The sequence below is a fragment of the Hyalangium sp. genome, from assembly GCF_035629615.1.
In the GTDB taxonomy this organism is placed as follows: Bacteria; Myxococcota; Myxococcia; order Myxococcales; family Myxococcaceae; genus Hyalangium.
Map to the genome: position 1 here is coordinate 1 of NZ_DASPHO010000766.1, position 10,658 is coordinate 10,658.

Below are 10,658 nucleotides of genomic sequence, written 5' to 3' on the forward strand. Positions count from 1 at the left end.
TCGCGGTGCGGTCTATGGTGACGCCGTCTACGGGGGCACCTACACCGCCGACACGACCGTGTCCTATCCGCGAGGCGCCCCGGCCTCGGGCACACCCATCGACTTCGCGGCCCGGTTCGCCGAGCTGCGCGGCCTCTCCACCCAGCTGGCGGGCCTGCCGGTCAACGGCACCACCACGTTCGAGTCCTGGGGCGGCGTCATGATGAACGGCGTGAATCCGAGCGTGAACGTCTTCGACGTGCAGGCCAGCGCCTTCGTGGGCGCCACGCTGCTGTCCATCACCGCGCCGGCCGACTCCCTGGTTGTGGTCAACATCCACGGTACCTCGGCCAGCTTCGGCGGTTTCGGCCACGAGTTCCGCGGCGGCATCGATCAGCAGGGCGTCCTCTACAACTTCGTGGACGCCACCAGCATCACGGCGGCGGGCTTCGGCTTCTGGGGCACGGTGCTGGCCCCGTACGCCGATGTCTCCTTCAGCGATGGGAGCTGGGATGGCGGCCTCTTCGCGAAGTCGCTGACGGGCAACGCCGAGGGCCACATCAACGCGCTGAACGACCACGACATCTGCCAGTAGCGGTTCCGCGGGAGGGGCTCGTCACTGGGCTCCTCCCGCTTCATTCCCGATAACCGGCGCTCAGTTGGCGAGCACGCGGAAGCTGTTCGAGGTCACCGAGTGGCCCGCGGAGTCCATGGCGGTGATCGTCACGAAGCTGCCGCCCGGGGCGTCCACGGTGACATCCTCCTGCAGGAGCACGCCCTGGTTGAACGGACTGCTCTGCGTGGGGGTCATCGTCCCGTTGGAGACGCTCAGGTTCACCCGGCCTTGGAAGAGCTCCGCGTCCGGCCCTTGCGCCCGCAGGATGACGCGGAAGGGCTTCAGGCGGATCTGGGTCGCGATGGGGTCGATCGCAATCCCGGTGATGTCGATCGGCTGCGTGACTTCAAAGCCGTCCTCGAACACCACCTGACGGCCGTCCGTGAGCTCGACCCGGAGCTCGTGCGGCCCCACGGGCAGCCCTTCTCCGACTTCCGAGAGGAGGCGGTACCCCTTCTCTTCCGTCCGGAGGATGTCGAAGGTCTGCTCCCCGATGCCCAGGCGCGCCGAGGTGACGAGCTCGGCGGAGTCCTCGCTGTAGGCGACCTTGAAAGGGAAGGTGCCCTCCAGGTTCACGGTCAGCAGGATCCGCTCGTTCGCCGCCATGGACGTGGGCGCTACGGACACGATGGACGGCAGTGGCAATTCGGAGGCGCCACACGCACACAGAGGCAAGGCCAGCACCGACATCCACCGTTTCACGGCGCGCATCATAGCCACAACTGGCGAGCCTGGCCGAATCCTTGCCCGGCTCAGGCTCTGCTCGATTCAACGCTTCTCGACATCGAAGGGATTCGACAGCCCCTTGTGTCCGTGAGCGTCCTCCACCATGAGGTAGACGTTGTGGCCGTGCAGGGAGAGGGAGATCTCCTCCACCTGCACCCCCTCCGAGAAGGAGCCCTGGGTGACGGTGCTCACCTTGCCCCTGCTGGAGCGGAGCGACAGGGGTGACTTGAAGCTCCTGGCGCCGCGTCCCAGGGCCCGAATGGTGATCCGGAACGGGACGTTGCGAACCTGGTCCCGGATGGGATCGATCCAGAAACCGAAGATGTTGCCCCGGTCTCCCCCCTCCGTCCCGTCCTCGCCGGTCCCGCCGTCCCCTGGCGTGCCACCGTCGCCCCCCGGTCCTCTCAGCGTGTGCTCGGGGACGATGGAGAAGCCACCCTCGCGCACGGCCTCGCGGCCATCCGCCAGCGTCACGCGGATGTCGTAGGTACCCAGCTCCAGGCCCTCGGGGACCGGGAGGATGAGCGTCCCATCGTGATCGGCGAAGGCGACGTCCACGGGCTGCCCGGCCAGCTGCACCGTCATCTGCAGCTGCGCGGGATCCACGGCCTGCTCCTGGTAGTCCACCGAGAGGGGCAGCACGGCGCTCACCTTCACGGACAGGGCGGACGGGCTCCCCCGCGGCAGCTGCTCGGGCAGCACCGAGACGATGGAGGGAGCGGGGAGCCCGGCAGGCCCACAGGCCCAGAGCAGGAGCGGCAGCAGTGCGAGGACAGCCCGATTCATGGTTCGTACCTCACACCGAGGGAGGCGCCGATCCCTCCCAGCTGGGCATTGAGACGGGCTGTCTGGGCGGGGCCGTACTCGCCCCGGAGCTCCATGAGGAGGCTCACGCGGCTGAAGCGCAGCGCCCCTTGCGCGGCCAGGAAGGCCATGGGCGCCAGCTTGCTCTCACCAAAGGTGGCCTGAAAATCGCTGGAGACGTCATGCTGGAACGGCAGGACGCCCGCCCCCGCCCGGCCGTACACGGCGAAGGCCGAGCGCTCGAACAGCGTGAGGCGCGCGGAGGCAAGCACCGGGCCCGCCAGCACGCTCGAGTGCAGCGTGCCATAGCCGTCGATCCGTGCATCCAGCGCGGCGCGGCGCAGCCCCGCCTCGACCTCCGCGGCGACCCGCTCATTCCAGAAGGGCAGGGGGTAGGACGCGCCCAGGGCCACCGCGGGCCCTCGGTTCGCGCCTCCGGCGAAGAAGGCTCCCGCCAGCAGGTGGATGGCGAGCTTGGACGTGGAGGCGACGACAGGGGCTGTCGGCGTGGACGCCACCGGTGGTGAGGGGGGCAGGGGGCGCTCCTCCACGCGCCCCACCGTCGCCTGGGCCTGTGCGGTGTCCTTGGTCCCGCGGCGCCGGGCCTGCACGGAGACGGACTGGGAGCCCTCCAGGGGGCTCACCCGGTAGCTCGGGGACGCGTCCTTCGGGTCCTCCACGTGAGCGCCCTCGGCGGTGAGCTCCAGCTCCGCGGCGGTCAGCGGCTCCTCCCCAACGACGACCACCCATCCCCCCGAGCGCGGCAGGGGCTCCGGCGTGAGCAGCGCCACCAAGGAGCGCTGATCCGGCACGTCGATCTTGATCAGCCGATCCGTCTTCAGAGAGCCCCGCGTGGCCAGCACGCGCGCCTGCCTCATGCCGGGAGGAACCTCGACCGGCACCTTGGCCTTGCCGCGGCGATCGGCCTTCACGGGACCGAAGCGGGCAGCCCCCAGCTCGATCACCACCTCTGCGCCAGGATCCGTGGTGATGGGCAGCGTCGTCCGCCCGACCAGCGGGATCCGGACCACCGCCACCTCGGGCGGCCCCGAGGGCGTCTCCACCCAGAACGCCAGCACGGCGAGCAGGGGGTAGCGCACGTCCGGCGGCGTCCACTGGAACTTTCGGACCTTGCCTTGCTCCACCACCGGCTGCACGAAGCTCCCCGTGGAAGCGGTGGCGCGCAGGGGGCCGGTCCCCTCGGGGACCTGGAGCTCCAGCTCCACGCTTGTGTCCTGCCCGAGCACCACCCGCGCTGGCGTCGCCCGCACCTCTGGCACCGCCGCTGCCGCGACCCCCGGCAGGGCGACGACAGCTAGGAAAAGCAGGAACACCAAGCGCATAGAGGATTCCCAGCGATGTTCACTCCCTCGCCGGGGAACGTCAACACCTCATCACTCTTCGGCGAGAGTGGGCGCGGGTGCCGCGTCGGCCGTCTCTGTAGCCGAAGGTGCGAGCGGCTTGTCCGCGGGGCCGCTGGTGCGCGCGCTGGGTGGGCTGAAGGCGGGGCGCTCGGCGGGGGCGCCGCCGCGGCCGTGCACCAGCGTCTTCGTCTCGGCCTTGAAGGCGATGTCCACCTTGTCCCCGCGGACGGCCGTCACCAGCCCGAGCCCGAAGGTCGGGTGCTGGATGACCTGGTCCAGCTTGTAGGCGTCCTTGGGGCTGTACTTGGGCGCGTTGGCGATGTCCTTGCCGGCCAGCTGATCCTCGAAGGAGATGACCACCTTCTCGGGCTTCTCCGCGCGGGGAGCGCCGGAGGCGCGAGCGATGCTCCGCGCCGTGGGCCGGTCCGTGGTGCCCGGCGCGCTGCGGTAGACGTGGTCGCCTCCACAGGTGTTGCAGCGCACCCGGACGATCTTGGGGCCCACCATCGCCAGGATGGTGTGAGCCAGGGTGAGCTTGCAGCGGGTACAGGGGGCATCGACTTCGCCGCCAACCTTATGATGAGTCGCCATCGGGATGCTCGGTTTCGGGCCTGAGGCCCTCGTCATGAGAAAAAGGGGGGCGGAACATAAAGTCCGCCCCACCGAAGCACAACCGCCGTGCGACGGGCACTTGTGCCGCCGGAGCAGGCACGTAGAGTGGGGACAGGTTCGTTCCCCTCCTATCCACCTATGGCCACCGAGAACGCAGACAACGCGCCCAAGGAACCCCACGCTCTCCTCCAGGCGATCGAGAACTTCGGCAAGGGGGCGATGAGGGTTGTCTCGGACATTGGCGGGGTGACGTACCTGGGCTTCCAGGTAGGCCGCTGGGCTCTCAAGCGGCCCTACCGCCTGCATAACCTGTTTGCTCAGCTGGACTTCGTGGGGGTGGGCTCCATCTTCATCGTGGCGCTCACCGGGGTGTTCACCGGCATGGTGTTCGCCCACCAGTCCTCGCGCGCCTTCGAGCTGTTCGACGCGGAGAGCATGGTGGGCCCCACGGTGGCGCTGACGCTGACGCGCGAGCTGGCCCCGGTGTTCTCCGCGCTCATGGTCACCATGCGCGCCGGCTCCGCCATGTGTACGGAGCTGGGCACCATGCGCGTCTCCGAGCAGGTGGACGCCCTGGAGACGATGGCCGTCAACCCCATCCAGTACCTGCTGGTGCCCCGGGTCATCTCCGGCCTCATCATGGTCCCCGTGCTCACCATGCTCTTCAACACCACGGGCATGTGCGGCTCCTACTTCGTGTCGGTGATCGCCAAGGGCATCTCCGCGGGAACGTTCCTGAACCGCACCCAGCAGTGGCTGGACCCTATCGACTTGTACGAGGGCCTCATCAAGGGCGCCATCTTCGGGCTCTCGGTGACGCTGGTGTGCTGCTACAAGGGCTTCAACGCCTCGGGTGGCTCCAAGGGCGTGGGCCAGGCGACCACCGAGGCCATGGTGGCCAGCGCGCTGTCCATCTTCATCCTCGACTTCTTCGTCGGCGTGATGCTGCACTAGAGGCTGCACTCGATATCGCCTGAGCCCATGGCTACCGCCGCGCCAGAGTCCGCCGCCGAGCGGCCGATGATCCAGATCGTCAACCTCCACAAGATGTTCGGCGAGCACAAGGTGCTCACCGGCATCAACCTCACCATCCCCGAGGGGAAGACGTGCGTCATCCTCGGCGGCTCGGGCTCGGGCAAGACGGTGCTGATGAAGCACATGATCGGCCTGCTCAAGCCGGATGAGGGCCAGGTGATCGTCGACGGGGAGGATCTCGTCCCGCTGGGCGACGCGCGGCTGGAGCAGATCCGGCGCAAGTTCGGCATGGTGTTCCAGGCCGCGGCCCTCTTCGACTCGATGACCGTGTACGAGAACGTGGCCTTTCCGCTGCGCGAGCACCGCAAGGAGCTGTCCGAGGAGCAGATCCGCGCCCTCGTCCGCTCCAAGCTGGAGCTGATGAGCCTGCCCCCCTCCGTGGAGGCCAAGTTCCCGGCGGACCTGTCCGGCGGCATGCGCAAGCGCGTGGGCCTGGCGCGCGCCGTGGTGATGGAGCCGAAGATCGTCCTCTACGACGAGCCCACCACGGGCCTGGACCCCATCACCACCGACTCCGTGGACGAGATGATCCTGGCGGCCCAGGCCCGGCTCAAGGTGACCAGCGTCGTCATCAGCCACGACATCGCCTCGGCCTTCAACGTCGGGGACTACATCGCCTTCCTGTCCAAGGGCCTCATCATCGAGTTCGGCCCGCCGGAGCAGCTGCGCAGCTCCGAGCACCCGATCGTCAAGAATTTCCTGCAGACGTGGTTTGGGAAGAACTGACCATGGGACTGGAAAAGGTGGCACCCGGGCGGCAACCCGCTAGAGTCGCCTTGGCCGGACCCCCTCGGAGTCACCCTCGGTGAAGAAGCTCGTCACGCCTTTCCGTGTAGGACTGCTGGTCATCACCGCCGGGGCCTTCTTCTTCGCGTTCTTCATGTTCGCGAGGAAGGGAGGCCTGAGCGAGAAAGAGTCCATCAGCGTGTGGGCGTACTTCCGGGACGCCTCGGGGCTGAGCGCCAAGAGCCGGGTGCAGATCGCCGGCATCGCCGTGGGGGAGATCAGCAGCATCAGCCTGGAGGGCACGCGCGCCAAGGTGTGGCTGAAGATCCGCAATGACGTGGAGCTGCGCGAGGACGCCATCCTCACCAAGCGCTCGGAGTCCCTGCTGGGCGACTACCTGCTGGATCTCAGCCCCGGCACCGAGCAGGGCCTGCCCATGGCGCAGGGCGGGCAGATCAAGCGGGTGATCGACACCCAGGGCATGGAGGCCGTCTTCCAGTCGCTCAGCCAGATCACTGCGGACATCCAGCAGGTGACGGCGGCGCTGAGGGACGTGCTGGGCGGAGAGCGGGGCGCAGGCTCGCTGCAGCGCATCGTGGAGAACCTCATCCACCTGTCCGAGTCCGTGGACAACACGGTGCGCACCAGCGGCGAGAAGCTCAACGCCATCCTGTCCAACTTCGAGGGCGTCTCCGAGGACGTGCGCGGGGTGACAGCGGAGAACGAGGCGGAAGTCACCCGCATCGTCAACAACATCGAGGGCATCACCAAGGACGTGCGCGAGGTGCTGGCCACGGTGAAGCACGTGGTGGGCACCAACGAGGGCGATCTCAAGGAGGGCGTGGCCAGCCTCAAGGAGACGATCCAAAAGCTGGATCGGACGCTGGGCAACCTGGAGCAGATCACCCAGGGCGTGCGGGAGGGGGAGGGCACGGTGGGCGCGCTGCTGGCGGACAAGCAGCTCGGCCAGAAGCTCACCGAGGCCATCTCCGACGTCTCGGACTATGCCACCCGGCTCACTGGCATGCAGACGGAGGTGGGGCTGAACGCCTCCTACCTGCTGGCCCAGGGCCGCGCCAAGAACGGCATCTCCCTGCGCCTGATCCCCAAGCCGGACAAGTACTACCTGCTGGAGATCATCGACGATCCGCGCGGGCTGGTGGAGGTGCAGGTGGTGCAGAACAACCCGCCCGCCTCCGGTCAGCCGGTGGTGCAGACGCAGAAGATCATCAAGGAGACGTACAAGATCAGCGCGCAGTTCGCCAAGCGCTACTACTTCACCACCCTGCGCTTCGGCCTGATTGAGTCCACCGGCGGCGTGGGCGCGGACGTGCACCTGCTCAAGGATCACCTGGAGCTGAAGCTGGATGCATTCAACTTCTCCGCCGAGGAGCTGCGCTACCCGCGGCTGCGCGCCACCCTGCGGGCCCAGGCCTTCGAGCACCTCTTCGTCATGGCCGGCATGGACGACATCCTCAACGCCCAGCAGCGGGACACGGCCACCCAGCGCCTGATCGCCGGCCGGGACTTCTTCTTCGGCGGCGGCCTCTTCTTCACGGACGATGATCTGAAGGCCCTGCTGCCCTCCGTCCCCACGCCCTGACTCCAGCGGCTTGACCTGAGCGCAGGAACGAAGTACCTCGTCGCGGCACGGGTCTTGCCCAGGCGCGCCGTGCTCAGAGTCTTCACCCCCCGGCCTCTCTCCTAGGAAGCCCCATGTCTCTGCTCGTCGTCGGCTCGGTTGCGCTGGATTCTGTAGAAACCCCCTTCGGCAAGAAGGAGGAAGTCCTCGGCGGCTCCGCCACCTTCTTCTCTACCGCGGCCTCCTTCTTCACCCCCGTGCAGCTGGTAGCCGTCGTGGGTGAGGACTTCCCCGAGGCCCACGTGCAGTTCCTCCGCGGGCGCAACATCGGCCTGGAGGGCCTCACCCGCGAGAAGGGCCGCACCTTCCGGTGGAAGGGCAAGTATGGCTTCCAGCTCAACGAGGCCCAGACGCTGGACACCCAGCTCAACGTCTTCCAGGACTTCGCCCCGAAGCTGCCCGAGTCCTACCGCAGCGCCCCTTACGTCTTCCTGGGCAACATCCACCCGGAGCTCCAGTCCCAGGTGCTGGATCAGGTGCAGAGCCCCCGGCTGGTGGCCGCGGACACCATGAACTTCTGGATCCAGGGCAGCCGCGAGGCCCTGCTCAAGACGCTCCAGCGCGTCAACCTGCTCTTTGTCAACGACGCGGAGATCCGCCAGCTCTCTGGCGAGCACAACATCGTCAAGGCCGCGCGCGCCGTGCTCTCCATGGGCCCCACGCGCGTCGTCGTGAAGCGCGGCGAGTACGGCGCCCTCCTCTTCGAGCGCGATCACATCTTCGCCTGCCCCGCCTTCCCCCTCGAGGACGTCTTCGATCCCACCGGCGCGGGGGACACCTTCGCGGGGGGCTTCATGGGCACCCTGGCCACCGCCGCCCAGTTCGACCCGGAAGTCGTCCGCCGCGCCATGGTCATGGGCAGCGTCATGGCCTCGTTCACCGTGGAGCGCTTCAGCCTGGATCGGCTCCGCGATCTCTCCCTGCCGGAGATCCGCAAGCGCTTCAGTGAATTCAAGCGCTTGACGCACTTCGAGGAGCTTGCTCCCTTGCAGGGCTGAAAAAACGGCTCTCCCAGACTTGACGGTATGTGGGAGCACCCCGTACTGTGCACCCCCGCTGTCTTTTTCCATGGTCCTGGAAGGACCGAGGGGGGAGCCTCATGGGTCTGGCCGTGGAGGATCTCGCGTCAATGGAGAACCGGAAGTTCGGACGGGTTCCGTCCCGCATGCGCTGCTGGTGCGAGGGTGAGAACGTCACCCTGTACTCGCGCGTGGGCAACCTGAGCGAGGGCGGCCTCTTCCTGCGCACGAGCACACCGCTGCAGGAGGGGACTCGGGCGACCGTCCGGCTGGGCGCGGGGGAGGAGGACGGGCAGCACTTCCAGACATTGGCCAAGGTCGTCTGGACACGCCACAATGGCAAGCCCTGGCCGCCTGGAATGGGGCTGCAGTTCGAGTCGCTGGATGCTAGCAGTCTGGAGCGGCTCCGGCAGATCATCTCCCACGAGAGCGCGCGCTGGCCCGGGGCTTGAGGAGCCCGGCGGACGAGTGGCCGAGGCACACGAATGCGGATTGCAGTCATCTCCGATATCCACTCCAACATCGAGGCCCTGACGGAGGTGCTCCGCGCGGCGGACCGGCACAAGGTGGACCGGGTCGTCTCGCTGGGAGACATCGTGGGCTACGGCGCGTCCCCCAACGAGTGCTGCGACCTGGTGCGCTCGGTGACGGAGGTGACGCTGCTGGGCAACCACGACGCGGCGGTGGCGGGGCGGATGGACTACTCGTACTACTACGACGCGGCCCGGCACGCGCTGGACTGGTCAGCCAGCGTGCTCGCGGAGGACAACCTCACGTGGCTGCGCAGCCTGCCGTACACGTACCGGATCGGCGAGGTGGGCTTCTGCCACGGCTCGCCCATTGAGCCCAAGGCGTACGAGTACATCTTCGCGCTGGAGCAGGCGCGGGAGCTGACGCCCTTCGTGGCGGAGCTGCCGGAAGTCACGTTCATCGGCCACAGCCACCTGTGCAAGGCGTTCGCCATCGGCAACGGCGAGGTGAATGACGTGGTGGCCCAGAAGTTCGGCATCCGCCGAGGCTACAAGTACATCATCTCCGTGGGCAGCGTGGGGCAGCCGCGGGACTACGACAACCGGGCCTGCTTCGTGATCTGCGACACGGACGCGCGCACGGTGGAGTACACCCGCGTGGAGTACGATATTGAAACGGCGGCGCAGAAGATCTTCGACGCGGATCTCGCGCTGAACTTCGGCAAGCGCCTCTTCCTGGGCGTCTGAGCCAAGGCCCGGGGCGCGCCGGCCTTCGGCCCGCTGAAATGCGGCGGGGAGGCCGGAAACGTGGCATATACCGCCCTGTGCGGAACCACAGCCTGACGACCCTGAGTCGGCCCCTGGTGGGCCTTGTCTCCACCGTCCTGATCGTGCTGGCGCCCACGGGGTGCAGCAAGGAGCCCGGACCGCGTTCCGAGGCCTACGAGCAGGCCCAGAAGCGCTTCAGCACGCTGTATGCGCAGCAGCTGGATGGCGCGTTCGCCGATCCGCAGATGGACGAGATCGAGGCCCTGCTCGAGCAGGTGCCGCCGGACAGCACGGACGCGCCGTCGGCGCGCGAGCTGCAGCAGCGCATCAAGACGGGCCGGGCCAAAGTCGAGAAGGCGCGCAAGGAGCAGGAGGACGCCATCGCGTCGGCGCGGGAGGTGGACTCGGTTGGCCCCTCGGCGCCCACGCCGAGCGAGCCGGATCCAGAGCCCACGCCGGCCCCCACCGAGCCCAGGGATGCAGGGCCGGGGACGGGAGGCCCCGAGGTGGGGACGCAGGCCTCCGAGCTCACGGCCGGCTACCTGGGCTGCTTCCAGCGCATGAAGCAGATCACCGTGACGGGCCGGGGGCTGCGGGACGCCTGGGAGATGGCCGACCGGGCGAGGTGCAACCAGTCGTACCCGGGGTTCGTCGCCAAGGTGGTGATCATCGAAGACGGCAAGGTCTTCGCGGTGTTACCGAAGAGCTCCGTGCAGACCACCTTCGTGACGAAGGACGGCGGCTCGACGACGGGAGGCCCTGACTCAGGCCCGTGAGTATGAACGAACAGACTTTCATGAAGCTGATGCAGCTCCTGCCCAAGTCCGCCCTGTCCTCGGTGGTGGGAGTGGCCACGCGGCTGCCCGCGCCGGCGCCGGTGCACCGGATGGCGATGAA

General features: G+C 67.9%; 12 protein-coding genes and 1 pseudogene. 9 read left to right on the top strand and 4 right to left on the bottom strand.

What is annotated here, in order from left to right; genetic code table 11:
* Nucleotides 1-574: choice-of-anchor A family protein (locus VD972_RS38275; protein WP_324993772.1), on the top strand; the 574-nt coding region annotated here is incomplete at its 5' end.
* Nucleotides 575-634: 60 nt separating this feature from the next.
* Here VD972_RS38275 and VD972_RS38280 read toward each other — a convergent pair.
* From VD972_RS38280 to VD972_RS38295, 4 genes are all read right to left on the bottom strand, one after another.
* Nucleotides 635-1,297: a hypothetical protein gene (locus VD972_RS38280; protein ID WP_324993773.1), complete on the bottom strand. Its 663-nt coding sequence runs from the start codon at nucleotides 1,295-1,297 to the stop codon at nucleotides 635-637.
* A gap of 66 nt (nucleotides 1,298-1,363) precedes the next feature.
* Complete coding sequence (locus VD972_RS38285; protein ID WP_324993774.1) at nucleotides 1,364-2,107, bottom strand: hypothetical protein; 744 nt, start codon at nucleotides 2,105-2,107, stop codon at nucleotides 1,364-1,366.
* Complete coding sequence (locus tag VD972_RS38290; RefSeq protein ID WP_324993775.1) at nucleotides 2,104-3,462, bottom strand: hypothetical protein; 1,359 nt, start codon at nucleotides 3,460-3,462, stop codon at nucleotides 2,104-2,106. The genes VD972_RS38285 and VD972_RS38290 overlap by 4 nt, the downstream gene beginning before the upstream one ends.
* A 57-nt stretch (nucleotides 3,463-3,519) precedes the next feature.
* Nucleotides 3,520-4,080, bottom strand: a complete 561-nt coding sequence (locus VD972_RS38295) for a hypothetical protein (RefSeq protein WP_324993776.1) — start codon at nucleotides 4,078-4,080, stop codon at nucleotides 3,520-3,522.
* A 159-nt stretch (nucleotides 4,081-4,239) separates the two neighbouring features.
* Between VD972_RS38295 and VD972_RS38300 the strand changes: the two genes are divergently transcribed.
* The 8 genes and pseudogenes from VD972_RS38300 to VD972_RS38335 all read left to right on the top strand — a co-directional run.
* Nucleotides 4,240-5,055 (top strand): ABC transporter permease, encoded by an 816-nt coding sequence (locus tag VD972_RS38300; RefSeq protein WP_324993777.1) that lies wholly within the window; start codon nucleotides 4,240-4,242, stop codon nucleotides 5,053-5,055.
* A gap of 66 nt (nucleotides 5,056-5,121) precedes the next feature.
* Nucleotides 5,122-5,862: an ABC transporter ATP-binding protein gene (locus tag VD972_RS38305; RefSeq protein WP_324993783.1), complete on the top strand. Its 741-nt coding sequence runs from the start codon at nucleotides 5,122-5,124 to the stop codon at nucleotides 5,860-5,862.
* Nucleotides 5,863-5,941: 79 nt separating this feature from the next.
* Nucleotides 5,942-7,465 carry an MlaD family protein gene (locus tag VD972_RS38310; protein ID WP_324993778.1) on the top strand — a complete coding sequence of 508 codons (1,524 nt, stop codon included), beginning with the start codon at nucleotides 5,942-5,944 and terminating at the stop codon, nucleotides 7,463-7,465.
* A 113-nt stretch (nucleotides 7,466-7,578) separates the two neighbouring features.
* Nucleotides 7,579-8,502 (top strand): PfkB family carbohydrate kinase, encoded by a 924-nt coding sequence (locus VD972_RS38315; RefSeq protein WP_324993779.1) that lies wholly within the window; start codon nucleotides 7,579-7,581, stop codon nucleotides 8,500-8,502.
* A 101-nt stretch (nucleotides 8,503-8,603) separates the two neighbouring features.
* A complete protein-coding gene (locus tag VD972_RS38320; protein WP_324993780.1) occupies nucleotides 8,604-8,975 on the top strand; it encodes a TIGR02266 family protein in 372 nt (123 codons plus the stop codon).
* Between the two features lie 33 nt (nucleotides 8,976-9,008).
* The gene (locus VD972_RS38325) at nucleotides 9,009-9,740 is read left to right on the top strand and encodes a metallophosphoesterase family protein (protein ID WP_324993781.1); all 732 of its coding nucleotides are present in this window, start codon (nucleotides 9,009-9,011) and stop codon (nucleotides 9,738-9,740) included.
* 116 nt (nucleotides 9,741-9,856) lie between these two features.
* Complete coding sequence (locus VD972_RS38330; RefSeq protein ID WP_324993782.1) at nucleotides 9,857-10,537, top strand: hypothetical protein; 681 nt, start codon at nucleotides 9,857-9,859, stop codon at nucleotides 10,535-10,537.
* Nucleotides 10,538-10,539: 2 nt separating this feature from the next.
* A pseudogene (locus tag VD972_RS38335) lies at nucleotides 10,540-10,658 on the top strand (phosphatidylserine decarboxylase); the annotation flags it as partial.